The sequence below is a fragment of the Streptomyces sp. NRRL F-525 genome (genome assembly GCF_000716605.1).
In the GTDB taxonomy this organism is placed as follows: Bacteria; Actinomycetota; Actinomycetes; order Streptomycetales; family Streptomycetaceae; genus Streptomyces.
The window spans coordinates 1-24746 of sequence record NZ_JNXE01000031.1; the positions used below are offsets into that span (position 1 = coordinate 1).

At 64.8% G+C, this 24746-nt stretch carries 28 protein-coding genes, 1 tRNA gene and 2 pseudogenes; 23 read left to right on the forward strand and 8 right to left on the reverse strand.

Going from position 1 to position 24746, the window contains the following annotated elements; all coding sequences use genetic code 11:
- A pseudogene (locus OO69_RS51500) lies at nucleotides 1-87 on the forward strand (IS5/IS1182 family transposase); the annotation flags it as partial.
- Nucleotides 88-107: 20 nt separating this feature from the next.
- Here OO69_RS51500 and OO69_RS52105 read toward each other — a convergent pair.
- Nucleotides 108-914 (reverse strand): DUF6602 domain-containing protein, encoded by an 807-nt coding sequence (locus OO69_RS52105; protein WP_158713454.1) that lies wholly within the window; start codon nucleotides 912-914, stop codon nucleotides 108-110.
- A gap of 453 nt (nucleotides 915-1367) precedes the next feature.
- Between OO69_RS52105 and OO69_RS34060 the strand changes: the two genes are divergently transcribed.
- Together OO69_RS34060 and OO69_RS34065 are read left to right on the forward strand one after the other, a co-directional pair.
- Entirely contained in the window at nucleotides 1368-2330 is a 963-nt protein-coding gene (locus OO69_RS34060) for a DNA cytosine methyltransferase (RefSeq protein ID WP_234444600.1), read from the forward strand.
- Nucleotides 2331-2414: 84 nt separating this feature from the next.
- A complete protein-coding gene (locus OO69_RS34065; RefSeq protein WP_051801378.1) occupies nucleotides 2415-2828 on the forward strand; it encodes a very short patch repair endonuclease in 414 nt (137 codons plus the stop codon).
- A gap of 235 nt (nucleotides 2829-3063) precedes the next feature.
- Here OO69_RS34065 and OO69_RS52110 read toward each other — a convergent pair whose 3' ends face one another.
- Nucleotides 3064-3666, reverse strand: a complete 603-nt coding sequence (locus OO69_RS52110) for a hypothetical protein (protein ID WP_158713455.1) — start codon at nucleotides 3664-3666, stop codon at nucleotides 3064-3066.
- 1100 nt (nucleotides 3667-4766) lie between these two features.
- Here OO69_RS52110 and OO69_RS52115 point away from each other — a divergent pair.
- A complete protein-coding gene (locus OO69_RS52115; protein ID WP_033284751.1) occupies nucleotides 4767-5399 on the forward strand; it encodes a hypothetical protein in 633 nt (210 codons plus the stop codon).
- Nucleotides 5399-6775: a sugar transferase gene (locus tag OO69_RS34075; RefSeq protein ID WP_158713456.1), complete on the forward strand. Its 1377-nt coding sequence runs from the start codon at nucleotides 5399-5401 to the stop codon at nucleotides 6773-6775. Before OO69_RS52115 ends, OO69_RS34075 begins: the two co-directional genes overlap by 1 nt.
- A gap of 182 nt (nucleotides 6776-6957) precedes the next feature.
- On the opposite strand, the gene OO69_RS53980 is transcribed toward OO69_RS34075, so the two are convergent.
- From OO69_RS53980 to OO69_RS34085, 4 genes are all read right to left on the reverse strand, one after another.
- Nucleotides 6958-7788: a zeta toxin family protein gene (locus OO69_RS53980; RefSeq protein ID WP_420707937.1), complete on the reverse strand. Its 831-nt coding sequence runs from the start codon at nucleotides 7786-7788 to the stop codon at nucleotides 6958-6960.
- A gap of 35 nt (nucleotides 7789-7823) precedes the next feature.
- Nucleotides 7824-8195, reverse strand: a complete 372-nt coding sequence (locus OO69_RS52120; protein ID WP_158713457.1) for a hypothetical protein — start codon at nucleotides 8193-8195, stop codon at nucleotides 7824-7826.
- A gap of 374 nt (nucleotides 8196-8569) precedes the next feature.
- Complete coding sequence (locus OO69_RS34080; protein ID WP_033284752.1) at nucleotides 8570-8794, reverse strand: hypothetical protein; 225 nt, start codon at nucleotides 8792-8794, stop codon at nucleotides 8570-8572.
- Nucleotides 8791-9909 (reverse strand): DUF1152 domain-containing protein, encoded by a 1119-nt coding sequence (locus OO69_RS34085; RefSeq protein WP_078652681.1) that lies wholly within the window; start codon nucleotides 9907-9909, stop codon nucleotides 8791-8793. The genes OO69_RS34080 and OO69_RS34085 overlap by 4 nt, the downstream gene beginning before the upstream one ends.
- Nucleotides 9910-9990: 81 nt before the next feature.
- Between OO69_RS34085 and OO69_RS34090 the strand changes: the two genes are divergently transcribed.
- The 13 genes from OO69_RS34090 (at nucleotide 9991) to OO69_RS34150 (ending at nucleotide 18524) form a co-directional block, all read left to right on the forward strand.
- On the forward strand, nucleotides 9991-10731 hold the full coding sequence (locus OO69_RS34090; RefSeq protein WP_033284754.1) for a GntR family transcriptional regulator: 741 nt from the start codon (nucleotides 9991-9993) through the stop codon (nucleotides 10729-10731).
- Between the two features lie 276 nt (nucleotides 10732-11007).
- Nucleotides 11008-11445, forward strand: a complete 438-nt coding sequence (locus tag OO69_RS34095; RefSeq protein ID WP_033284755.1) for an ATP-binding protein — start codon at nucleotides 11008-11010, stop codon at nucleotides 11443-11445.
- Nucleotides 11446-11531: 86 nt separating this feature from the next.
- Nucleotides 11532-12260 carry a GntR family transcriptional regulator gene (locus OO69_RS34100; protein WP_033284756.1) on the forward strand — a complete coding sequence of 243 codons (729 nt, stop codon included), beginning with the start codon at nucleotides 11532-11534 and terminating at the stop codon, nucleotides 12258-12260.
- 134 nt (nucleotides 12261-12394) lie between these two features.
- Nucleotides 12395-12751 carry a hypothetical protein gene (locus tag OO69_RS34105; protein ID WP_033284757.1) on the forward strand — a complete coding sequence of 119 codons (357 nt, stop codon included), beginning with the start codon at nucleotides 12395-12397 and terminating at the stop codon, nucleotides 12749-12751.
- 5 nt (nucleotides 12752-12756) lie between these two features.
- Complete coding sequence (locus OO69_RS34110; protein ID WP_033284881.1) at nucleotides 12757-14130, forward strand: FtsK/SpoIIIE domain-containing protein; 1374 nt, start codon at nucleotides 12757-12759, stop codon at nucleotides 14128-14130.
- Between the two features lie 83 nt (nucleotides 14131-14213).
- A complete protein-coding gene (locus OO69_RS34115; RefSeq protein ID WP_033284758.1) occupies nucleotides 14214-14801 on the forward strand; it encodes a DUF2637 domain-containing protein in 588 nt (195 codons plus the stop codon).
- Between the two features lie 20 nt (nucleotides 14802-14821).
- Nucleotides 14822-15022, forward strand: coding sequence for a hypothetical protein (locus OO69_RS34120; RefSeq protein WP_033284759.1), 201 nt, complete (start codon nucleotides 14822-14824; stop codon nucleotides 15020-15022).
- Nucleotides 15022-15213, forward strand: a complete 192-nt coding sequence (locus OO69_RS34125; protein WP_033284760.1) for a mobile element transfer protein — start codon at nucleotides 15022-15024, stop codon at nucleotides 15211-15213. The genes OO69_RS34120 and OO69_RS34125 overlap by 1 nt, the downstream gene beginning before the upstream one ends.
- 9 nt (nucleotides 15214-15222) lie before the next feature.
- Complete coding sequence (locus OO69_RS34130; RefSeq protein ID WP_033284761.1) at nucleotides 15223-15417, forward strand: hypothetical protein; 195 nt, start codon at nucleotides 15223-15225, stop codon at nucleotides 15415-15417.
- A 17-nt stretch (nucleotides 15418-15434) separates the two neighbouring features.
- Nucleotides 15435-15686 (forward strand): hypothetical protein, encoded by a 252-nt coding sequence (locus OO69_RS34135; RefSeq protein WP_033284882.1) that lies wholly within the window; start codon nucleotides 15435-15437, stop codon nucleotides 15684-15686.
- 152 nt (nucleotides 15687-15838) lie between these two features.
- On the forward strand, nucleotides 15839-17119 hold the full coding sequence (locus OO69_RS34140; RefSeq protein ID WP_033284762.1) for a replication initiator: 1281 nt from the start codon (nucleotides 15839-15841) through the stop codon (nucleotides 17117-17119).
- On the forward strand, nucleotides 17116-17331 hold the full coding sequence (locus OO69_RS34145) for an excisionase family DNA-binding protein (RefSeq protein ID WP_033284763.1): 216 nt from the start codon (nucleotides 17116-17118) through the stop codon (nucleotides 17329-17331). Before OO69_RS34140 ends, OO69_RS34145 begins: the two co-directional genes overlap by 4 nt.
- The gene (locus OO69_RS34150; protein ID WP_033284764.1) at nucleotides 17331-18524 is read left to right on the forward strand and encodes a tyrosine-type recombinase/integrase; all 1194 of its coding nucleotides are present in this window, start codon (nucleotides 17331-17333) and stop codon (nucleotides 18522-18524) included. Before OO69_RS34145 ends, OO69_RS34150 begins: the two co-directional genes overlap by 1 nt.
- Before the next feature lie 49 nt (nucleotides 18525-18573).
- Here OO69_RS34150 and OO69_RS34155 read toward each other — a convergent pair.
- A tRNA-Gly gene (locus OO69_RS34155) sits at nucleotides 18574-18647 on the reverse strand.
- A 540-nt stretch (nucleotides 18648-19187) separates the two neighbouring features.
- On the opposite strand from OO69_RS34155, the gene dcd reads away from it, so the two are divergent.
- Together dcd and OO69_RS34165 are read left to right on the forward strand one after the other, a co-directional pair.
- A complete protein-coding gene (dcd, locus tag OO69_RS34160) occupies nucleotides 19188-19763 on the forward strand; it encodes a dCTP deaminase (RefSeq protein ID WP_033284765.1) in 576 nt (191 codons plus the stop codon).
- 2 nt (nucleotides 19764-19765) lie between these two features.
- Entirely contained in the window at nucleotides 19766-20275 is a 510-nt protein-coding gene (locus tag OO69_RS34165) for a phosphoribosyltransferase (protein ID WP_405842312.1), read from the forward strand.
- A gap of 718 nt (nucleotides 20276-20993) precedes the next feature.
- Here the strand turns inward: OO69_RS34165 and OO69_RS53625 are convergent.
- Complete coding sequence (locus OO69_RS53625; RefSeq protein ID WP_267885230.1) at nucleotides 20994-21116, reverse strand: DUF6221 family protein; 123 nt, start codon at nucleotides 21114-21116, stop codon at nucleotides 20994-20996.
- Between the two features lie 504 nt (nucleotides 21117-21620).
- Between OO69_RS53625 and OO69_RS34170 the strand changes: the two genes are divergently transcribed.
- The 3 genes and pseudogenes from OO69_RS34170 (at nucleotide 21621) to OO69_RS34175 (ending at nucleotide 24133) form a co-directional block, all read left to right on the forward strand.
- A complete protein-coding gene (locus tag OO69_RS34170) occupies nucleotides 21621-23300 on the forward strand; it encodes a pentapeptide repeat-containing protein (RefSeq protein ID WP_033284767.1) in 1680 nt (559 codons plus the stop codon).
- Nucleotides 23301-23356: 56 nt separating this feature from the next.
- A pseudogene (locus tag OO69_RS53985) lies at nucleotides 23357-23482 on the forward strand (IS5/IS1182 family transposase); the annotation flags it as partial.
- Between the two features lie 180 nt (nucleotides 23483-23662).
- On the forward strand, nucleotides 23663-24133 hold the full coding sequence (locus tag OO69_RS34175; RefSeq protein ID WP_051801382.1) for an SMI1/KNR4 family protein: 471 nt from the start codon (nucleotides 23663-23665) through the stop codon (nucleotides 24131-24133).
- Nucleotides 24134-24746 lie beyond the last annotated feature (613 nt).

Below are 24746 nucleotides of genomic sequence, written 5' to 3' on the forward strand. Positions count from 1 at the left end.
TGGCGCATCTTCCGCAGATCCCGGTGCAGCCCGAATCGAATGACGTCAATCGCCGCCGCCGTCCTCACCCTGGAGCGGCAACGCTGAAAGAGCTCACTGCTTTTCGGCTAGATCGTCCAGGTCCTGCGACTCTTCCCCAGCGGTGTGGCTCCGGAGTAGGGGAGGAGATCGAGTGGATTCATCCATGCATCAGAGAAATGGATGTTGAGGTGAATCGCTAGAGGGAGAAGGATGTCTTGGTCGGGGTCGGCATCAATCTGAAAGAGCGACGCCCCGGCTGTCGGGGATCTGAAGAGTGCTCCAGTGCGTGGATCACCCCACTGGAGGTGCCCCTTCCCGATAACCCACACGCTGTCAGGCCACTCACTAGGGTTGCGACTCTGGCACCACTTCACTAAATGGTTTCCAATGGTTTCCAGTTGGAGACTTTTGAACGCAACAATCATGCCCGAGGTCGGGAAGTAGTTGTGTTTTGTTCCGTATGCCGTCGTCGTGCGGGGAATCAGCCCGGAGATGGGACGGTACGCAGTCTTGGGCATCCTGCGCAACTTGCTGATCTTTCCGCAGGCGTCAGTGAGTTGAGTTGCATCCAAATTAGTTTTGACTTCGATCATTCCGTATACGCATTCATTTGGAATGATCCGAAAGCCTTGGAGGTTGGTGAATGGCGGGGTGCCGCGGTCGATAAGGATGATGTCAGACTGCGGCGAAACATCGCCGTTGGCCGCGATGACCTCTGCGTTATGTACCGCTTCGACGTGAGCCGGCAGGTAGCCAGAAAGAAATTGTTGGACGAGTAACTCGCGAGATGTTCCAGCCTCGCCGTTATGATTGAAGTTCTGCGACTGCTCAAAGTCGGCGTGCATTCTCTTTGCCACGGACCTGAGGATCTTTCCCAATTTTTCTACAGTCATCCATGGATCATAAGTTGCTCCGGCTGGGCGCGGCGCTAGCTCCGGTGTCGGTTCGGCCCAAAATCAGGTACTTACCATAGCTTGTGCGAGTTCTTGCGGTTATCTACAAGGTTTTGGTGTATATTCATGGATATAGTCAGCTCTCGCCGTCTCCCTGGCCCGCAGGCGATGGACAACGTTGCGTCCAAAGCGTCCTTCCAGCCGACTGGCACGATGATGGACTGGACCCCGGCTTCATGGTCCCGTGAATCCGGTGTGCAACGGCCTGTGCATGTCTGCTTCATGGGTGTGACGAGGCGACGCGCTCCTGGCCTACTGGAGTGCTAGGCACTTCACCGGTCATGGGCGCAGCCTCCCAAGAGGCAATGACGCCGCCCCGGGCGGACCTGACCGACTTTCTTTCAACTACCTTTGTCGCGGGCGTCAGTTGGGGCGCTCCGGGAGTGAGGGATCGTGACAAGGTACGAGCTCGTTAACTTGTTTGCCGGGGCAGGCGGGCTGGAGCAGGCTGCTCGCGACTTGGGCGTGCCGGGAGCTGGCATCGAACACGAAGCGAGTGTCTGCGCTACACGTCGCGCCGCGGGACTGGCAACGGAAGAGGGCGATGTTCTTGCGTTCAAGCCCAGCGACTTTCCCTCTGCCAACGTCCTAACAGGTGGACCGCCGTGCCAGACGTTCAGCGTCGCCGGCTCCGGAGCGGGGCGCCGCGCTCTCACGGAGGTGCTGCACTTCATGCAGCGTATGGCGCTGGGTGAGGACGTTAGGGCGCCCTTGGCTCAACTGGAGGACAAGCGCATGGGCCTGGTACTGGAGCCGCTCCGGTGGGCTCTCGCCGCGGTTGATGGCGGCTACCCCTATGAAGCCGTTGTGCTGGAACAGGTGCCAGCCGTCTTGCCGGTCTGGCATGCCGTGGGCGACGTGCTGTCCGGTAAAGGCTATTCGGTGGTGTCCGGCGTGCTGAGAGCCGAGGAGTTTGGAGTACCCCAGACGCGTCGCCGCGCTGTGCTGATCGCGCGTCGCCGCGGAACGGCAGCACTTCCCAAGGCAACACACCAGCCGTATGGCGCCTTCGCTGCTCTCGACCCCGCACTTCCGCCGTGCGTGACCATGGGCGAGGCACTGGACCGATCCGAACCGTTCTTCGTGACCACCAACTACGGCACCGGTGGAGACCCGAAGGCTCGCGGCCGGCGAACCTCCGCAGAGCCAGCTTTCACCGTCACCGGCAAGTTCCCCCGGTACAAGATCACGACCGAAGACGGCACCGCCCAAGAGCGTCTAACTTGCGCTGAGGCAGGTCAGCTGCAGAGCTTTCCGGCTGATTACCCCTGGATAGGCACTGACATGGCCCAACAAATTGGCAACGCCACCCCACCCCTCCTGGCTGCCCACATCCTCACAGCCGCGCTAGCTTGACGCCCCCTCGCCCGCACGCGCCCATGCCGGCAGAATGCCGATGTGACTCAAGGCATCCCTTCCTCCCCGGCTGATTCCGCCCGCATGAGTCGGCAGGGCTCCCGCGACACCACTCCCGATCTTGCGGTCCGACGACTCCTGCACGCGGCGGGCCTGCGCTACCGGGTGAGCGTTCCGGTCCCCGGTTTGCCCCGTCGCACGATCGACATCGTCTTCACCAGGAACAAGATCGCAGTCTTCATGGACGGCTGCTTCTGGCACGGCTGTCCCGAGCACGCAACACAGCCGAAGGCAAACGCGGAGTGGTGGCGAGCCAAGCTGGACGAGAACATGGCTCGGGATGTTGAGACGACCGATCACCTGACGGCTGAGGGATGGACTGTCCTACGGTTTTGGGAGCACGAGTCCCCCGAGCGTGTTTCCCATCGGGTCGCCACTTGCGTAGCGGGTCGGGGGGATGGCCAGTCACTAGAAGGGCTCAGGAGCGAGAAGTTCTGATCTGGGGTCCGTGGAGCCACCCACCAGGATCCGAACCCGAGACCAACGCATTACGAGTTGTCCGATCTTGATCCATGGGCGTTCAGGCCCGTCCGCAACGCGGTTGGAATTGCTGCTCAGAGCGGGCGCAGTCCCCTCATGGACGGTCGTGGACCGCACCGGATCGGAGCGCCATTGAGACCACAAGTGAGACCGCCAGCACTGTCACCGTGAGGTTCGCGATTCCCTCGTCGACTCACCACGGTGTCAATCCATGTTGTTGAAAGAACCGCTCCCATGCGGACTTACAACGCTGGGCCAAGTCGAGGGCGTCTTCAGTGCCGGTTGATCCGCTGGGGGTTGACCACTCAATCTCGGCTCGGACTCCTTGCCCTCCGTCCACCCGAGAGATCCTTGCCGTGATCGGGTCACGCTTGCTACTGGGAGCCCTGGTGTGATGCTTCGTCGTCTGCGCCATACCGTCGCAGAGCTTTAGATCCCGGTCGACCTTGACGTAGTCCATGGCGTCGGCCTTACCAGCTTGCTCCCGTAGCCAGTCTGCGAGTTCACAGCAGTCCTTGAAGAAGGTCTCTACCTGCCGACGCACAGCTTCGTTATCAAGGTCATTTTGTAGGTAGGTCGCTTGAATGGCATCTAGACCACTGATGACGTCGCGCCACTTCTGTTGCCATGGTCGTTGCGGGTTATACCCGATGCCCCCCGAGGCATCGAGGGCAACAGTGACCACCAAGGCGGCCTCTGCGTACACCGTCGCGCTGCGTCGGTCGCCACCGCAGCTTGGGCATGGCTGCCCAACGGGCGTCTCGTCCAGATTCGTGTCGCAGTCGGGGCAGGTCATCACATTTGAACTGTATTGCTCCGAGGCCAGACAGCCCAAGCCTTTTCAACCCACGACCTCTTCGTCCCGAAGCAACTGCGGCGAGTGCCTGACCTCCAGCCGATGTACCTCTCACCTGCTGCGATGGTCCGCAGACGTCCGCGGTTGTCCGCCGCTGTTCGTCGGCGTTGTCACGCAGTTAGACACTCACCGCTGACGCGTCCTGGGGGCTTGCGGAGGAGCAGCATCTGATCCGTAGCTCTAGAGAGAACGTTCGATCACGGTCATACCGGCCGAAGTTGAGGTCGTGACGACCACTGCCGAGCGGCGGCGGTGGCTGTAGTTGCTGTACTTCGCTGCTGCTGTATACAGAATCACCCGCATGGGATCTATGCAGCCTCAGCCAAGCTGGCCGTTTGTAGGGGAGGTCTTCCCTCATGACTTGCTCGCAATCATCCAAAGGACTGTCTCAGCTGGGGAGTTCCCAGCCCTGACCGTGATCCACGATGACGACTAGCTCGTGAGCGACGGCGCCCTCGATCCCAACGGTGCTGGTGCCTCGTCGGTCCTCCACCTCCAGCACGTCGTGGACCTGGCCCCATCGCTTGCCCAGTTGGCCACCATGCCACCTGGATACGTCGCGTGGCGATCAACTGCGTCCGATGCTTGGGTCATTGGGGAATAGCCCTACGCCTACGACTAGCACTGGATCGCCAAAGCTGCGTCCTAGCGCTTAGAAGTGGTCGATCCCCTTGTGTTTGTTGGTACCCTTGAGCTGCGGATACGTCTGGGCAGCCGGGGTTAGCCGGGTGGTTCCTCCGCCCATTCACCGGAACAGTGCATTCCGCAGGCCGTCTCTCGTAAACGGACGGGGTGGTCGTGCATGCTGACTTGCCCTGTCTGTGAAGGATGAGAGATTCTTCCCCGCCCGGCCGGGGAGGGTCCTACACTCGTCCCACATTCCTACCGTCCGTGGATCCATTGGGGGCCTTGTGGCAGGTCCGCGTGCTGGGCAGTCGGGCCGCCGTCGTTTGCTGGGCATGGTATGGCGCCACTGGGCCGCACCAGGTCTCACCGCGGTCGGCTCGATCGCGCTCCTGCCACCGTCGATCAGCGCCCCCATGCTGGTCCTCGGATTCCTCGTGGCCGGGGCTGCATCATTCAGTGCGACGCGCCTTTCACGGGACGACGCCCTGCGATTGCAAGCGGCCCAGGCTGAATTGAGCGTCATCGGGGTTCTCCAGACGGTCTTTCCGGTGATCGAGAACTTCGAGGAAGAAGTTCCGGGCACCAGCAATTTGCGCGCCTGCGTGCTGACCTTTACGGATGAAGGGACGCTGCGCATCGCCTACGCCTTCGGCCCCTACTCACGCCTGGAGCAGGAGCTGCGCTGGCAGGAGGGTCAGGGCTTGGCCGGGAAGGCATGGCAGGAGAAGACCGTGGTGTCGGCGCCGGAGGACATGGGGTTGCCCACCGACCTCCTTGGGGATCCTGCCCTTTGGCAGCTCACCGACGATCAACGGCGGGCTATCGCAGGAAAATCCATGACCGCGACGGCTTTCCCTCTCATCGACGCGGTCGGTGCGGTGCGTGCGGTGCTCTTACTCGAAGATCGCAGGCCGCCGCTGACTTCCGATCTTCGGAGACCTGGAATCCGCGCCATCCTGGAGCAGCGTGTGGTGACCCCCATTCGCGACCAATTGGCCCTGACGGGCTTTTCCTTTCCCGAGGTATCTCGAACCACGGGGGTGTAGTGAACGACACGGCTATGGAACATGAGGACTACGCGGGCCGCGTGGAGCGGGAGATGGCCCGGCGTCTGGACCTGATCGGAGCGTCCTCGGACTCTGCCCTGTTGCGTTCTCGCTTTGGCGAATACAGCCATTTGCGGTCGCCGAAGCCGTCGGCGGCGAGCTACCGTAGGCGGAAGCGCCGCCGCACCGTCAAGCGTATGATTCATGCGGTCGTGCGTGGGCTGCTGGTTGCTGCCTTCGTGATTATCGCGGTGCTGGCCACATCGAGCTTCGGATCCTGGATCTGGATCGTGAGCCTGATCGCTGTGCTGTGCCTCAACGAACTGATTCACACCCGGTCCTGGCCGAAAGACGCCCTGGGATCGGATCGCGGGCGGCTCGTTGTCCTGGTCGGAGCAGGCGAGCACGCTGCGGAGTTCGTGAAACTGTGGGAGCCGGCCTCGGTCGGGACCGGGATCTCGGTGGTCGGTGCGTGTGTGCCTGCTACACCTATCTCTGAAGCTGGCACGTGGGAAGATTTGAGAATTAGTGTGCTGGGCACCGTCGCCGACATCCGCCAAGTCATTACGGCCAGCGGTGCCGACACGGTGATCGTCATCCCCGACAGCGGTCTGTCCAGGTCCGCTCTGCATCAGCTGGTCTGGTCGCTAGAGGGCATCGATGCTGATCTGTTTCTCTCCCAAAGCATCGTGGATCTGGGCACGGGCCGACAGTCGTCGGCATCGGTTGCCGGACTGGCATTGATCAAAGTAGGCCGTCACAAGAGGCAGGGCCTTCAGCACAGTTTGCGGGCGATCGCTGATCGCGTGTTCGCCGCTGCGCTGCTGTTCCTCTTCCTGCCGATGCTTTTGTTCATTAGCCTGCTTATCCGGATTACGAGTCGTGGCCCCGTGCTGTTCCGCCAAAACAGGGTGGGCCGTGACGGGAAACCGTTCACCATGTATAAGTTCCGCACCATGAACGTTGAGGCGGCAAAGTTCGAAGCGGAGTTGTCCCAGCTGAACTACAGCGGCGACGGTCCGCTGTTCAAAATGCGCCGCGACCCGCGCATCACGTCGGTGGGAAGAGTGTTGCGACGCTACTCGCTAGACGAACTCCCTCAACTGATCAATGTGCTGATCGGTGACATGTCCCTAGTCGGGCCCCGCCCGCCCTTGCCGGAAGAAGCCGCTCATTACGGCCCCGATGAACGTCGGCGCCTCCTGGTCAAGCCCGGACTCACCGGGCTGTGGCAAATCAGCGGACGATCCGATCTCAGCTGGGAGGAATCGGTGCGCCTGGACCTCGCGTACGTCGACAACTGGTCCATCAGCCTGGATGTGGTGATCTTGTTTCGCACGGTCTCGGCAGTCTTGCGTGGATCCGGGGCCTACTGAAGTGCAGGCAGGCCGCCGACACCTCAATCCGCGACATCGCCCGCGCTCATTACGGCGTCCAGGAGCAGGCTGAGGCCCTCATGAGCGCGACCGTCGCGCTCCTGAGGGTGCCGGCCACGGCTTCAAGCTTGTAGACGTGCGGTCTCGTGCCGGCGGGCACGTGAATTGTCACGTGCCCCGGTTCATCCGGTTTCCGCTCGTGAGATTAGAAATGGTATAGAGATTTCAGAAATCTCATCCAACTCGGAGCGAAGGTCGAACGGCGCCCCGTATGTAGTTTCATTTATGTCATCACTGAATTTGGTGCGCTCATTTGCACTCCAAGGGCACCGTTCCCGCTCTCGCAAAATCTTATGTCCGCACTTCGTTTCCTTGCGCCAATGCCCTGCCTCGTGTCTATAGTTGAAAAATATGCGTCGATTCCCTCGTCTGTATATGTATTCACGCTCAAGCAAGTCGTCGGATTCAAGATTAACGGCAGATAGTGGGAGATTTTCGTAAGCTTCGTCATGTATGTTACGTGGAGTGAATCGACCCCAGCCATTAGAACTTTTTTCCCGCAGGTAACGGTGGACGATTCCGAGCCTGCTTTTAGCCTCATGGACTGACAGGTAGTACGCTTCAATCGTGTAATTGGCAGAAGCGAAAAGCTCAAGACGGGCACGCGCGTTGTCGATGTTACTTAGAGTGCATGCCCATACGATTGATGAGCTATTTTGCAGAGCGCGCTCAAATGCCCAGTCTAGCCATCTGCGACAGTCCGCATGGGTGAGGTGAGCAGCCTTACGGTCGTCATCGTGGCTGAGCTGGTCATGGTCCGGATGCATGGGCCGAAGATTGTCCATGTCGAGTACGGTGGCTCTCCTCTTGTGGGCGACTAGCTGCTGCAGAGCGCTTTTGCCCGAACCGGGTTGGGCTGCGACTATACTTAGGATGGGCTGCTCGCTGGGACTCCAATCGAAAACTTCGACTATCTCTTCTTCGAAGCGTCGACGTGCCTCATCTTCAGTCATCCTGTATTGCTCACTCACGAGGTGCTCCAGCCAGCCTAACTCGACTCGTCGGAAGATTTATTTCGCTCGGAAGCGGTTCGCCTGATTTCCTTTACGCGTTCAGGGTATTCCTTGATGATGGCTGCAATTTCATCGTGATCATGCACCTGCAGTCGTTGAAGTGTTCGCATAACTCCAAGGCGTTCGCTATTGAGCTTCCCCCAGGTGGCGTCAGAAGTTTGGCTCATGGCCTGGGTGTACGCCGATGCGAGGGCGCCGAGAGACCCCCGAGCTTCTTCCAGGCTGTCTTCGTCGTGATAAGTCCATGACTTAGACGCATCTCGCTGCCTGCGCCTCACTACGTTCTCCAGTCCGTAGAAAACCCACTCACCCGGTTCAAGTGTCATCCCGCTGGTGCGTGCCTGCAACTCGTCAGCGTCATGCCAAACCGTCCAACCGGCTGGTCATGTGAACTGCATTAAAGGGACGTGGGGTATCGGTCCTGGAAGTTTCCTCGACACCGGCCCATGCGAATGGCACCGGACTGCGCATAGGTCGGTGGAGCGGCTTTGGGGTGGCGCTGCTTTGGCGCGAGTGATCATGGCTCCGTAAAGCCGTGGAGCCGACCGCCCCAGCCACGAGGTACCCCTTCTCTGGCACCAAGCGGCTGCATGCTTGGAGCGCGGCACGGACGCCGGCCGGGCTGGAGCGGGGCGGAGACAGGAGCGCAGGCCCGGCCGGGGGCCGGGCCGCGCGCGGGGAGCGGAGCGAGCCGCCTTGAACCAGTAGAGAAGGTTGTTACTCAGTCGGCGCTTGGGGCGGCTGTGATGCTGCGGGACTGTGCTGCGGCTCGTTGAAGTGCGTCGGCTATCTGGTCGGCGGCATCGGCGGACAAGAGGATCTCTTGGGTCCACAGAATCGAGAGCCTGATGTCACCGTTGAGCAGGTTGGTGGCGACGTCGACTTCAGTGCCGTTGCCGGTGACGTCGTGCACGTTGAGGTCCCGATCGCTGCTGTAGGCACTCATGGTGTCCGGCTCGGCTTCTGGGGGCCATCGGCCGTAATGCTCCACAACGGGGCTGCGTATTGCTCCGGGTGGCTGTGGAGGAGCAGTTGGCGCAGGTCATCGCGCTGTGAGCCGTCGAGGTTCAAGACCTCGGTGAGGTGGCGGAACGTCGTGTGGGTGACTCCGCGGCTTCGTGCTTCGGCCTCGAATTGGGCCAGCTGTGGCAGTACTGAGCCAGCGTCGAGCTTCGCCGGCTGTTGCTCCTTGAGCCAAAGGGCCTTGTTGCGCTCGTAGTCGATTTCCGAGAAGCCGCAGACTTCGCGGCTCAGGGCCTCTGCCTCGTCCAGGGTGGTTGTCGCCATGATGGTGCGGGCCAACTCGTTGCGGCTCAGGGCCTCGTCCAGGTCGACTTCGTGGACGGTCGGGCTCTCGTCGGTGAGAGGGATGGGAAGTCCCGCGTCCCGGACCTCGCACGTGCCCCGTACACCTCGGGCTGTTGCAGCGAGCATCCCGGTTGCTTCGGAGGGGTGCCACTCCAGGACCGAGCCGATCGGTTCCACGTCCTTCGCGGTGAACGTGTGGACCACTGGACCGAGCAAGCCGCGCAAATCCTCGTGTGACAGCTCGCCGTCCAGGCCGGGGCCTGCGACCAACAGCCGTATCGGCGCGTTCACTTGGCCGCATGCTGCCAGCGTCAAGGAGTCGGCGAGAGGGCTTTTCAGCGTCGGTTCGCCGCCTCGGGCCAGCACGTCGCCGCCTACGTCCAAGAGGTCGATTGTGGTCGGCTGCAAGTGGGTGAGCAGTTCTTCGACTTGGCGCGTGACACCCTCGGCGCCGTGCCGCGGGTCGATCAACGCGATTGTGTGCGGGAGTTCCCAGGCGAGCCGGGGGAGCGTCGAACCTGCCGGAGCGATGGGGCGGGCCTCCGCCGGCACCTTCCGGACGGCAGGGGTGATCACTTCGAGGCCGGTGAAGTCGTCGGCGCTTCTTGGGCCCGGTATCGGGTCGATCAGCAAGCGGTCCCACGCGTAGGTGAGGATCACCGCCTGGTCCCCGTCGCCGTAGAGGGCGGCGTCAAGCATTGCGGCGGCGACTGCGTCGCCCCCTCCTCCTGCTGCGACGATCAACCGCGTCATGGGCCCAAGCGTACGGGGTCGGTCCTTGACCACTCGCTCTATAGTGGCTAGAGGCTATAGCCACTTGGACGAGGAGGGGACATGCCTCAGATTGAGGAGGCTCAGCCGAAGTATCTCCAGATCGCGCACTTCATCCGTGATCAGATCCTTCGGGGTGACCTACGGCCGGGGGACGAGGTTCCTTCGGAGCGGCAGTTGGCGGTGAGTTGGAAGGTGTCCCGGCCGACGGCGGCGCGGTCGTTGGAGGCGCTGAGCCATCAGGGACTCGTAGAGAAGCGGCAGGGGTCCGGCACGTATGTGCGGAGCCTTGAAGTGAACCGTCGTGCGCGGGAGTTGTACGGACGAGCCCGGCAGACCGGAAAGATCTACACGTCCGGTGAGTATGCGGTGATCACGTCGGCCGGGTGGCTGGACGCGCCGGATCACGTTGCTGAGGCGTTGGGCCTGGTGAAGGATCGGCGGGCCGTGCATCGTCGGCGTGTCACCAACAACCAGGACGGGCCGCTCTCGCTGTCCACTTCGTGGTTCGCGCCGGACGTCGGGCAGCGGGCGCCCAAGCTGCTGGAGCCGGAGCGAATCCAGGAGGGCACCCTGATGTACGTCGAGAACTCGACGGGACGGCAGGGGAGTTACGCGGAGGATCGCATGTGCGCCAGGCCCGGGACGGAGGAGGAGGTGGCTGACCTTCAACTTGAGCCCGGCTCTGCGGTGTTGGTCGTGCATCACGTCGTCTTCGACCTCCAGGACCGGCCGTTGGAGTTCGCCGAAGCCACCTATCCGCCGCACCGCTGGGCGTTCGAGCAGGGGTATCCGCTCACCTGATAGTGCGTCACTTCGCTGAATCGCTTGCGCGCTGCAAGTGGCTAATGCCACTATCCAGTAAGTGGCTAAGGCCACTTGATCGGAAGGGGGCACGGAGTGACGAGTCAGCGGCCGGATCAGGGAGCGCGCTCACCTTGCCGGAGTTGTCGGGGGCGTGGGTGGAAGCGCGTCGGTTCGCGCACGTCCCTGACGCTCGCCGCTGCTGCTGACCGCACCCGTGCCACATCGAAGCGGCGCTGCCTCGACTGCGACGGCAGCGGCAAGGAGTAGACGCGGATGACTTACGCGATCGACCACCACCCCTCTGAGGGCTCACCGCGACTCGGCGCGATGAGCTTGCATCCGGCTCCGGAGTCCGTCCCCAGGGCCCGGCGCTGGTTCCGGAAGTTCATCGCCCCGTACAACCCGGCCTGCTCGATCGACGACTGCGCGCTGATGGTCTCGGAACTGGTGACCAACGCCATCCGCTACGGGCGGGCCGACGACCCGTGGCTTGTGCGAGTGGAATGGTTCCGGGATGGCGCCTCGCTCCGGGTCGAGGTCCATAACCCCGGATTCCCGGCGAACGTGCGGTTGCGGCACCCGGACGCGAACGATGCGCACGGGCGCGGGCTGCTGCTGGTCGACTCCATCGCCGAGTCGTGGCACTCCGGGCCCAGTCGCTTCGGCGGCACGGTCGTCTCCTTCGTAGTGGCCGATGCCTGGCCGGCCTGAAGGGGCGCCTGGGTTCTTTTCTATATGCACTGCCGCTAGTCTGGTTGACCAGTTGACTTGGCCAATATCGACAGGCGGCGGCGTTGATGGCGTATGACGTGGAGGCACCGAAGTACGTTCGCCTCGCGCAGACCCTTCAGGGGCGCATCGAGGACGGCACATACGCCCCCGGAACCCGCGTGCCCAGTGAAAACCAACTGGTGCAGGCTTTCGGAATGTCCCGCCCGACCGTCGTCCGGGCCCTGGAGCTGCTGAAGCGTGATGGCTGGCTGGAGTCGCGGCAGGGGTACGGCACGATCGTGCGCGGGCGTCCTGCTGTGGTCGAGAAGAGGGATCGCCGGGGGACTGAAGCGCTCACGCGGGATGAGTCTCGTGCTTTGGGGCGCCTGGTTGAGGTTGGCCGTGTCCCCGTTCCGGCGCGCGTCGCCAGTGTGCTTGGGCTGCCGAAGCGCGCCAAGGTTCTCGTACGCCGGTTCCTGGTCGAGGAGGACGGCGAACCCGTCGAGCTGGTCTCGTCGTACTTCCCCGCCGGCCTGATCGAGGGCACCGACCTGGAGAGTGCCACCCCCTTGAGTGGTGGTACCCGTGCGCACTTGGAAACACGGAAGAAGCTCCGCTTCGACCATGTGACGGAACGGGTCTCAGCTCGGTTGCCCGAGCGCGACGAGGCTGAGCTTCTGGAAGTCCCGGACGGCGTGCCGGTCCTCAGTGTCCTGGTGGTCGCGTGTGATGCCTCCGGGCAAGCGCTACAGGTCTCTGACGTCCTACTTCCTGCCGATCGGCAGGAGTTGGAAGACACCTATCGCCTGAACTGAGCCCTGTCTGGGGCCAGTTGCCTGAGATTTCCACGCCTCATTGACTTGACAAGTCAACTTGTCATCTCTAACTTCGAACTTGCTAAGTCAACTTGTCAGGTGGCGAGTTGATCGAACCTGAAGGAGAACTCTCTGTGCGTGTAATCCGAGTTGACGCCGCGTCCGCCACGATCCTTCTCACCGAAGCCCCGGCACCGAAGGTGCGCGACCGGCAGACCGGTGAGATCGCGAAGGACACCGTGAGCGGCGAGGCGCTCATGACCGTTGGCGTCGTCTTCATCGACGAGGGGGACTCGTCGATCATCCAGGTCACCATTCCTGAAAGCGGTGTGACGGAGGGCCTGACCGTTGGCGCTCCGGTGTCCCTGCCGGGCCTCATCGCCCGGCCGTGGGAGAGCGTGTTCAACGGCCAGCAGCGGCACGGCATCGCCTACCGCGCGACTGCGATCGCACCGGGTGCCTTCCCGGTTCCGGTCGCTCAGGCGGGTTGATCACCGTGACGGATCTGATCACGTTCGCCGAGTTGGGTGGGTCGCTCGCTGCGATAGGCGGCGCGGCCTACGCCCGGCATGCCCACCCGGCGGCGTACTGGTCCACGGTCGGGCTGCCGCTCTCGGTGGCCCGGCTACTGGCCTCGTACTCCTCGACCATGGACGCCTGCGGGCTGACCGTCGAGCCGTCTCGCTGGCGGGCCTTGGCCGTCCGGGCCACTACCAGGCGGGAGGTGCGACCGGTTCCCCCGCGTCGGGGAATGATCCGGCCGACTTCGACGGGGCTCCGGGTTCGGCTGCGGCTGGCCCCGGGGCAGGAACCGGCGGATGTGGCAGCGTCAGTCGAACGGCTGCGGCACGCATGGGGAGTTCACGCCGTGCACGTACGGGACGTCAAGCCTGGAGTCGTCGAACTTCGGCTGATCGGCTTCGATGTGCTGCGCAAGGTGCGGATGCCGCGCCGCGTCGAGAGCGGGTTTCTCCGGGTGCCGGTGGCGCTACGGGAGGACGCGACCGCGTTCGTCCGTGACTACCGCGCCGTACCGCACGAACTCGTCCTCGGCGCCACGCTGTCCGGCAAGTCCATGTACCTCCGACACCTCATCTCCGGCCTCGCGGCCCAGTCCGTCGCCCTGGTCGGCATTGACTGCAAGCGCGGCGTCGAACTGGCGCCCTTCGCCTCGCGGCTCTCCGCACTGGCCACCGACCCTGACGAAGCAGCCAAGTTGCTGCCGGTCCTGGTCAAGGAGATGGAGGATCGCTACGACCTGATCAAGGCCCGGCAGGGCATCGCCCCCAACACCCCCGACGAGGAGATCACTTCAGACATCTGGGGCCTGCCCGAGAGCGAACGCCCGGCTCCCATCGTGCTGTTCGTCGACGAGGTGGCCGAACTCTTCCTTGTCGCCACCCGCAAGGACGAGGAACGGCGCGACGAGATGGTCACCCAGCTCATCCGGCTTGCCCAGCTCGGCCGCGCGGCCGGCATCTACCTGGAGGTGTGCGGCCAGCGCTTCGGCGCCGAACTCGGCAAGGGTGCCACCATGCTCCGCGCCCAGCTCACCGGCCGCGTCTGCCACCGCGTCAACGATGAAGCCTCCGCCAAAATGGGACTCGGCGACATCGCGCCCGAAGCGGTCTACGCGGCCTGTTCCATCGCCCCCGAGTTGCCTGGCCTCGCCGTCGTCGGTGACACCTCCGGCGGCTGGTCACGCATCCGTACCCCCTACCTGTCCCTCGCTGGCGCTTCGGCTCTCTGCCGTGAGTCGGCGCACCTCGCCCCGGACGTTCCTGCGCTTGCGTCCTTCCGGCCGTACGTCCCGCCCGTGCCTGTAGCAGCCTCGGGAACGGCTGTTGCTCCCCACCCGGTCGCCGAGTAGCTCCTTCCGAACCATCGGCCGGCGCGGCCGTCCCGCGCCAAGTCCCTACCCCTGCCATGTCTGGAACCGGAAGGAGCGCCGCCGTGCGTGCCTTGCCCGTCCGCCCCGACGCCGTACTCGTCCAAGCTCTGATCGCCGCTGCACTGTCCTTCGCCCACCTTCACGACCTGGCCGCCGCTGCTGGACAGAACGGCTGGAAAGCCTGGGCCTACCCGGTCTCCGTCGACCTGTTGTTGGTCGCGGCCTGGCGGAGACTGCGCTCCGGTGGTTCGAAAGCGGCTGGCTGGTGCTGGTTCCTGGTCGCACTGACCACGTCGCTCGGCGCCAACATCGCCACGGCCGGGCTGCTCGACCTGGACGCCGTACCGGCTTGGTTGCGCATCCTCGTCGCCGGATGGCCTGCCGTTGCCTTCCTCGGCGGAACGCTCCTCGCCCATGGCTCGAACGACGTTTCCGAGCCGCAAGCACCTCCGGCCGAACTGCCGACCGCGGAACTCGAAACCGCTCCGCCGTCGACAACTCCCTTTCCGCCCGCCCTCGTCGCCCACGCCCGCAAGGTCGCCGACGAACACCAGGCCCGGACGGGAGCACCGATCGACACCCCGACCCTTCGTGCTCGGCTCGGCGTCCCGCTGCCGCTCGCCGAAGCCATCGCCGCCCAACTCACCTGAACCCAGGAGCACTTCCACTCATGCGTCCGTCCACGCTCCGCGCGCTGAACCGCGCTGCCGAGCTGACCCGCCAGAACCGCCTCACCGAAGCAATGCTCATCGCCGAACCCGTGATCCTCATCGCCGACGACGTCGAGGGCGAGGAGATCCGGCGGTGGCTGCTCGACCACGTCGCCGACTTCACCGGCGAGAACCACGACGACCCGAAGGAACTGCCCTGATGACCGCCAACCCTCGTTTCCGCCGGGTCGTCCGGATCGGCCCCGTCCAGGTCGCCACGTACAACGACGACCGTGGCCGCGAAAAGCACATCGCCGCCTGCACCGCCCCGCGTTGCGGTGCCTCCGTCGACTACGACAGCCGTGCCGCCGCCGAACTAGCTGCTCGCACCCACCGCTGTCGCGTCCGCTGAGGAGATCCCGTGACTGTCTCTCTCCCACTCGTCTTCGTCCTGGGCGTCATCGCCTGGGCCGCGATCAAGTTCCTCGGCGTGCGCATGTGGGTCGCCGTCGTGATCGCTCTGTTCGGCTTCTGGCTCTCGCACACCTTCCTCGCCCCCGCGATCGAGACCGGCACCCGCACTGGGGTCGGCGTCGTCGACGGCACTGGCAAGTGACAAGGAGGCACACCGTGTTGTTCCGCCCGCAGCTCCCCGAAACCCTGCACCCGCGTACGACGATCACCGCGCACCACCAGGCCCAGAGCCCGGCCCCTGTACCGCCCACCGGTCGCCCGCTCACCCCCTACGTGGGCGCGGTCGTTGCCGTGGTCGTCGTCGGCATCGTCCTCACCGCGTTCCTGGCGGCCGTCGCCGTCACGGCCGTGTCCGTGGCCATAGCAGCCGTGGTCCTGCGCTCCCTCGTCAGCAACGCCAACAGGCGCTGACCGGCCGCCGGGGTGGCAAACGCCGCCAAGCATCCCGCCACCCCGGGGGCCGTCCCTCCCAACCACCGAAACAGCCGAAAGGGACTCCCATCCTTACGCACTCGACCCCGCCCCCGCTGGCGGAGCTGAGCACCCTCGCCGCCCTGGGCAACATGCCCGGACTCGCCCGACAACTCGCGGGCCTGGGCGGCTGTACCCACCCCGTACGCCTCGACGGTCACCGCACCGAATACGACGTCGACACCGAGACCGGCGAGATCGGCAACCTCCTCCGCCGACTGGACTCGGCCACCCTCCCGGCCGGTCACCTCCTGGTCCGCTGCAACAACCGCCGAGCATCCCGCTGCCCGGCCTGCGCCGAGACCTACCGTCGTGACACCTTCCACCTGATCACGGCCGGACTTCGCGGCGGCAAGGGCACAACTGCCCGGGTAGCGACGCACCCCCGCGTCTTCGCGACCTTCACCGCCCCGAGCTTCGGCCCGGTCCACAACCGCCGCACCGATGGCCGCCCTTGCCGCTGCGGCGTCTCCCACGACCAGGACGACACCGAACTCGGCACCCCGCTCAACCCCGACACTTACGACTACGAAGCTGCCGTTCTCTGGAACGCGCACGCCGGTGCCCTTTGGCGGCGCTTCTCGATCTACCTCCGCCGTGAGGTCGCCAAGCTCGCTGGCCTCACCCAACGCACGTTCCGCAATCACGCCAGGATTTCCTTCGCCAAGGTCGCCGAGTACCAGAAGCGCGGAGCCGTCCACTTCCATGCGGTCATCCGCCTCGACGGCCCGGAAGGTGGCGACACTCCGCCTCCGGCATGGGCCACGGCCGAACTGCTGGCGGATGCCATCCGTTCCGCCGCCTCCGCCGCCCGCGTAGAGGGCCCAGTGATCGAGGACCGCCCGCACACCTTCGCGTTCGGCCGTCAGCTCGACGTCCGTCCGATCCGTTCTGCCGACTTCGACGGTGGCCAGGAACTCACCGATCGGGCCGTAGCCGCGTACATCGCGAAGTACGCCACCAAGGGCGCCGAAACGGCAACGGGCGCCCTGGACCGACCGATTCGGTTCCTCGCCGAACTGGCCCACGCCCGTATCAGCGACCACGCACGCCGCATGATCCGAACCGCCTGGACCCTCGGCGCCCGCAAGAGCCTGGAACACCTCCGCCTCCGTGCTTGGGCCCACATGCTCGGCTTCCGCGGCCACTTCTCCACCAAGTCCCGCCGCTACTCCACCACCCTCGGCGCACTGCGCACCGCCCGAGCCGACTGGCGTCGCGCCCAGACGGCTCCACCCGTCCCGCAGGACGGCGATTCCACGCTCGTCCTCGCGCACTGGGTGTTCGCCGGCACGGGCCTCAGCTCCGTGGAGACCTGGCTTGCCGCATCCCTCGAACCCGCCCCTGGAACGGAAGGGGAGCCGACCACATGACGACTGACCCCTACCTGTCCGTCGACCAGGTCGCCGAGCTGCTCGGCACGACCGCCCGTTTCCCCCGGCGACTGATTGAGGAGCGGCGCATCCGGTACGTGAAGGTCGGCCGGCACATCCGCATCCCCAAGAGCGCGGTGGAGGAGTTCATCCAGTCCCGCACGGTGGAGCCGCTCAGGCGCCCCCGCACTCGACACAGGAGGGCTGCCTAATGGCCAATGGCAAGGGCAGGCGCCGCCGTTTCGGCGCGATCAGACGGCTTCCCTCCGGCCGCTACCAGGCCCGCTATCCGGGACCCGATGGCGTGATGCGCCCGGCCCCGGAAACCTTCGAGACGATCGCGGACGCTGACGACTGGCTCGCCGAGAAACAGACCGAGATTCGGCGCGGCGATTGGCGCGACCCGGAGGCGGGGTCAGTCAACTTCAAGGTCTACGCGGAGAAGTGGGTGGAGGAGCGAGAACTCTCCGTTCTCAGCGAGGACCTGTACCACTACCTCCTGGACGACCACATCCTTCCGACCTTCGGTGAGTCGGACCTCGACGAGATCACCGCGCCCCTGGTCCGTGAATGGCGCGCCGAACGCCTCCGTACGACCAAGGCAAAGACCACGACAGCCAAGGCGTACCGACTCCTGAAAAGCATCATGGAGACGGCCGTGGACGACGACCTGATCAAGCGCAACCCGTGCCGGATCAAGGGCGCCGGAAAGGAGAAGGCGGCCGAACGCCGCATCGCCACCGTCGCCCAGGTCGATGCCCTCGCCGACCAGCTCGGCCCGCGCTGGAGGCTCATGGTCTACCTCGGCGCCTACGGCCCTCTCCGCCCCGAAGAGCTGGCAGGCCTCCGCCGTAGGGACGTTGACGTCGTGGCTCTGAAGATCACGGTACGGGTCGCCGAACCGGAACGTACGAACGGTCGCCGCGCCCCTGGTGACACCAAGTCGGAGGCAGGTACCCGCACCGTGGTTCTCCCGGAGTTTCTCCGCCCGGAACTGCGCCTCCACATGGAGCTGTACGCGGGCAAGGGCCCCAACGGGCTCGTCTTCCTCGGGGAGAAAGGCGCGGCCTTCCGGCGCAGCTCCTTCGGCCGCAAGTGGCGCAAGGCCCGTACCGTCGTCGACGTGCCCGAGGGTTTCCGGTTCTACGATCTTCGCCACACGGGACACACGCTCTCGACCCGCTCCGGCGCCACCCTCAAGGACACGATGGTTCGCGCCGGCCAGTCCTCCGAGAAAGCCGCGCTGATTTACCAGCACTCCGACGACGACCGACAGCAGGAAGTTGCAGCCGGTCTCGACGCGACCGTACGCAAGGCACGCCAGGAAGCTGCTGCCGTGCCAGAACCGGAGACCGCCGACCCCGACGATCAACGTTCTGGCACGAATCTGGCACGCGGCGACTGATCGCCGAGGACAGCAAAAAGGCCCGGGTCAGTGACCTGGGCCTTTGTCATGGAGCGGGTGACGAGAATCGAACTCGCACTCTCAGCTTGGGAAGCTGATGTTCTACCACTAAACTACACCCGCGAAAAACGCCGGTTGAACCGGTGTCGGAACGCTCCGTCACTGTACCGCATGTCGAGCCCCGGGCGCTGGAGCCGTGGGGCTCGAGTGCGTTACGGGGAGAGCGACGGGGCTGCGGCGGGCCGGAGTTGGGGCGTACGGTGGAGGCGTGGAAGAGGGTCTGGGTGGGACCGGAGTGCCGCCTGGAGAGTCGTTCCTTTCATCCCGTAATGTGGCATTTGGCGTCCGGCGAGCAGCAGTCGGGCGCGGCTCTTGGGGAAGGGACTCATGGACTTGATGGAGCGCACCGTCGTCCGATGTGCCGATGGGCACGTGTTCAGTACCGCTTCGTTCCCGATGCAGCAGGCGGAGCGGCTCGGCCCCGGCCGACTCGTGAGGTGTCCGCGGTGTGCCCGGCTCCGCAGTGTGGTGCTGGTGACCTTGGAGAAGCAGTAGAACTAGCGGGAGATGCAGCACTGGTAGCAGCGGTATCGCAGTAGTCGTCGCTGGCGCGCGGGTCCGTCCGATTGTGGTCGGTCCGCGCGTCTTGCGTATCCTCGGGGCGTGCTTCTCTCAGACAAGGACATCCGGGCCGAGATCGACGCCGGGCGGGTCCGGATCGATCCCTACGACGAATCCATGGTGCAGCCGTCGAGTGTCGACGTGCGCCTCGACCGCTACTTCCGGGTGTTCGAGAACCACCGCTACCCCCACATCGACCCGTCCGTCGAACAGGCGGATCTGACGCGGCTGGTGGAGCCGGAGGGCGACGAACCGTTCATCCTCCACCCCGGCGAGTTCGTGCTCGCCTCGACCTACGAGGTCGTGACCCTCCCCGACGATCTCGCCTCGCGCCTCGAAGGGAAGTCCTCCCTCGGCCGGCTCGGGCTCGTCACGCACTCCACCGCCGGGTTCATCGACCCCGGTTTCTCCGGGCACGTGACGCTGGAGCTCTCCAACCTCGCGACCCTCCCGATCAAGCTCTGGCCCGGCATGAAGATCGGCCAGCTGTGCATGTTCCAGCTCAGCTCGGCGGCCGAGTTCCCCTACGGCAGCGAGCGCTACGGCTCCCGCTACCAGGGCCAGCGCGGCCCGACCGCCTCCCGTTCCTTCCTCAACTTCCACCGGACGCAGGTGTGACCGTGGCCGGTGTGCGGGAGAACCTGACCTACGAGGCCTTCGGCGTCGCCGTACGCGAACTCGCGCAGACCATCGCCGACGACGGCTACGAGCCCGACGTCATCCTCAGCATCGCCCGCGGCGGGGTCTTCGTCGCCGGCGGCCTCGCCTACGCCCTCGACTGCAAGAACATCAGCCTGGTGAACGTCGAGTTCTACACGGGCGTCGGCACCACCCTCGAAATGCCCGTCATGCTCGCGCCCGTCCCGAACGTGATCGACTTCTCCGACAAGAAGGTCCTGATCACCGACGACGTCGCCGACACCGGCAAGACCCTCAAACTGGTCCGCGACTTCTGCCTCGACGCCGTCGCCGAGGTCCGCAGCGCGGTCGTCTACGAGAAGTCGCAGTCGCTGGTGAAGTGCGAGTACGTGTGGAAGCGCACCGACGAGTGGATCAACTTCCCGTGGAGTGTGTTGCCTGTAGTACGTAAGTCGGGGGAGCCGCTCACCCCGTCGAAGGAAGCGCTCTGACTGCGACTGCCGCGACTAGGGACGGCGTGCTGTAGAGGCAACGGCCCGTGGGACCGTGCCGCGACTCCTCGATGCGAACTGCGGGCTGTACAGCGCTCCGGCCACGTCCGGACTTCAGGTATGCCTACCCCGGTACCGGCCTGACGAGGTCCCAGGCGTCTGTGGTGCGAGCTGCCCTGCCCCGCCCCTGGCGACGCACACCATTACCTGTCCAGTCCGCAACAGACCAAGAATGCAACCGACACCCAACCACCAATAGAAGACTGAGAACGCATAGATAGAAGTTGCCGAATTTATGAAAATTGCAGCAAATAGGGCGAAAGTGAAAAAATTGAGCGCCAGCAGCAGCCAGCCTGAGTCTGTTTTTGCTCGATTTAGTTTCTGCCAGGTCGTTCTTGGTATCTGAGTAGGGTGCGGGCTGAAGCGGCGCTTGACCTCGCCCACGAAAGATCGCTGTGTCATGGGGCACATGGAACAGCGGGAGATAACTCCCGCACAAGTCCAAGAAGCATGTGTGATCACACCGGACCGGTCGTCTCGATCGGGTTGCTGCGCTCGTGGTGACGTCCTTGATCCCCTCAACCCACCACTCGCCCCAGCTTCCATCCCGTCCAGGTGGAGCGCGCCACTGTACGAACGACCTGGACGCCATGGGCCTCGTCTGCTCGGCCCTGCCTAGGTCGATGGCGGTCGGGATGGAAGCACCCCACGCACGCCACTACGGGCCCGCAGCCGCGCACGGCGCCCCCCCCGCAGAGAATTCGGCCCCGTCACAGCGCCGGGCCAGGTCGGCGTCCTCGTCCAGGCGCGCCTTGAGGAACGCCACCAGGTCGTTGGTCATGGCGGCATCCTCAACGATGGGGCCTGCGCCGGCACTTGCTTTACGCCCGTCGCTCATCTCCGAGTGTTGGACCAACACGCTTTCCAACTGTGGTGGTGGGGTGGTGCGTTGTGTGCGGGGGCGTTCACCTGGGTTCATTGGCGGTCGGTCGTCGGCGTCGGGAGGGGTTGTGGGTCTCGCCTGAACGGTCGTGAACGGGGCTGAATGAGAGGGAAACTGAGACGGGCTGCGGGCGCCGGCACCGTAGGGTCCTGTGTAACCACCATCAAGTTCGGGCTGGGCTACGCCATCAGCGAGTGACCATGTCGAGCGGCCTGGAGCTTTGAGCCGTAGTTGTCAGTCCGCTCGCAGCGCGGAACTCTCGCCCCGGCCTGCACGTCCCTCTCTGGTGTGACGTCTCCTCCCGACTCCACAACTCACTCCTCCGAGGCTGCGCCGCCCTGGCCGCATTGTGGACACGGCGCCAACTCAGCCGACTCTCCGACGGGTTGCCCCGGTCGCCGTGTGGACCCCTATGCCGAATGTCTTGCCCACCTCAGCGACGGCCACCGCGCTGCCTACCTGACGCGTCTGGAGCCCGGCAGCGACCTCGACCACCGTGGCACCTCGCTCACCGAAGACATCCTGAACCGACTTCTCGATGCCGTCCGGGATCCCGACACCCGGCGACCTCTCCTCGGGACGGCTCGGTTCGATGCCGCGCGGTTCCTTGGTGACGCTGACTTCGATGGCACTTACTTCAGGCACGAAGCCGCCTTCGAGCAGGCGGTGTTCTCCGGCATCGCCCGCTTTGCGGCCACGACGTTCAGCGGCAACGTTCAGTTCGAACGGGCACGGTTCCGCGGTGCCCGGTTCCGTGACGCGCGGTTCGACGGCGACGCGTGGTTCGGTGAGGCCCGGTTCGCCGAAGAGGCGCGTTTCGACCGGGCACGATTCTCCGGCTACGCCAGGTTCGGTCTGGTCGGCTTCTTGAACAACGCCGCGTTCGACGGTGCGCAGTTCTTGGGGAACATCGGCCTTCAGGGAGCCAGCTTCGGTGGCCATGCCTGGTTCGACGGAGCGAGGTTCGAAAACGACGCGCGGCTGGGGCCCTTGGTGTGCGCAGGGTCCCTGGACCTGTCGGCGGTGGTCTTCGCGGCTCCCGTCATCATCGAGGCAGCGGCGGGGAAGGTGTGGTGCACCCGTACGCGATGGGAGGCGAAGGCGGTCCTGCGGCTGCGGTACGCCACCGTCGACCTCAGCGAATCAGTTCTGGCGCATCCCTTGGGCATCACCACCCAGGCCGCTCCCTTCAATGACCGGACCGGAACCGACTGGACCGAAGACACCCTGGAAGAGAGAGACTTGGGCGGCCGGGACGCGCGAGTGCACATAGCCTCCCTACGCGGCGTGGATGCCGCTCATCTGGTGCTGCACAACGTTGACCTCACCCACTGCCTGTTCTCCGGCGCCGTGAACCTCGATCAACTGCGCCTGGAGGGCGACTGCCCCCTCGCGCTTCCGCCCGCGGGCGTGCTCCGCCGCGGGCGCATACCGATGCGTTGGACCGTACGGCGAACCCTGGCCGAGGAGCAGCACTGGCGCGCCGCGCAGGGCTACGGCGCGTGGGCGGCGGCGCCCACCGACGTGGAGGCGCTGGAGCCGTCGGCGCTGGCTCCGCTGTACCGGCAGCTCCGCAAGTCCTTCGAGGACGGCAGGAACGAGCCCGATGCCGCCGACTTCTACTACGGCGAGATGGAGATGCGCCGCCATGACCGGAAGCGCCCTCGCGGCGAGCGCGCGCTTCTCTCCCTCTACTGGGCGGTGTCGGGCTACGGGCTGCGCGCGTCCCGGGCGCTGGTCTGGCTGCTGGCGGCCATGGCCGCCACCGTGCTCGTGATGATGCTGTGGGGCCTTCCGAAGGACGTCCCGACGACCGGCACCGGTGGCCGTTCGACCGGCCAGAGCGTGTCGCAGGCGAGCGGTACGACCGATCCGGTCGACCCCGACGGGCCGCTCGCCCAGCGCATGACGTCCGAGCGGTTCGAGAAATCCGTGCGCGTAGTGATCAATTCAGTCGTGTTCCGCTCAGCGCCACAAACGTTGACCACTTCCGGTACCTACACCGAAATGCTCTCCCGACTCGTTGAACCCGCCCTCCTAGGCCTCGCCGCCCTTGCAATCCGCGGCCGCGTAAAGCGCTAGCAAGTGACTTGGCCGGCTTGGAACGGCTGACCAGCCCAACAACCTGTTGTCGGGAGAACATGCAGGCCATTGCAGACGCAGATGCACGGCTGGTACCGGGCACCACTGCGGACGCGCATGCCTGGCCCGCGTCCGGTCTGAGCTGGCACGGCCAAGGTGTGACGGTACTTGGGGCTCACATTCCGGGGCCCTCAGCTTGGGAAACTTGGGGTCCTTGGCGGCGAGTGGTCCGCTGTCCTGCGGTGGACCATGAACGGTGTGCAGGCGGTTGCCGGCTTGTTCCCCGCTGCTCCCCGTGGTTGTCAGCAGGATCTGGCACGCATCTGGCACGTCCGACGGCTCTGGGCTGAGAGTCTGAGCCCGTGACTGAGGATGAGGTTGTCGAGGCGTTGCGGATCATCGCGTCGGCGGGGACTTTGCCACCGACCGCAACACCGGAGGCTGTCGCCGCGGCGGAAGAGGCCATCGGGTTCTCGTTGCCTCCTCTCCTGCGGCGCTTGTACGTCGAGGTCGCCAACGGCGGATTCGGCCCGAGGGAGGGAATCCTGGGCGTGAGCGGTGGGGCCGCACAGGGCAACTTTGTTGACGTCGCCGAGTTGTACCAGGACGGGCCGGATCCGTCCGGCCGCATCCCGGCCGGCCTGGTACTGATCTACGACTGGGGCTGCACCATCTGGTCGCTGGTCGACTTCCGCGATCCTGCGGGCGCCATGTGGTGCAACCATGAAGGCGAGTGCTGGCCCCAAGGCATGAATCTCGCGGAATGGCTGACGGGCACGCTGGTAGGAACCCTGACGGCGGAAACACTGCTGGAGAGCCAGCCCACTTCGTAGACCAGCTGCCCCACCGCCCTGAACTGGTACCTCGCTTACGAGGTTGCGGGATTTGAACCCATGACCGCTTCGTCCCGAAGCAACTTGGGTGACGGCTCTGCCTTGGGGTGGTGTGGCGATGAACTGCCGGGACGGTCCATGGTCGTGCGTGGGCGTCCGCCGGTATTCGTCGGCGTTGTCACGCAGTTAGACACTCATGTGGAATCTGGCGTAGTCGTGATTCCGGGCCGAGCTGACATCTGCGGTGCGGCTGCCGCCATGAGCGCCCGGCGAACCGCGCGCTGGCCATGTTCTCGTTCCAGGCCGCTCTCCTCGATCGCCCTCCGAAGTGCAGCCTCACGCGCTTCAATAGCTTGTTGCAGTCTGGCTCCCTCAGCATCGACGTCAGGGCTCCAGCCACCTATCGGCCCGTGCGCACGAACATGCTCGACGACCCTCAACCGAGCTGAGTACACGCTGAGTTGCAGAGCGATAAACGCCTGTGGAAGCTCAATGTCGACCATGTACGGTCCTCCTGCTCAGGGTTAGCTGGCCGAATAGTGACCGAAGTGGCGGCGGACCAGCTGCTCCAGACCCGTTCGTCGCTGTTCTGAGAGGGGTCGGAGTCCGGTGG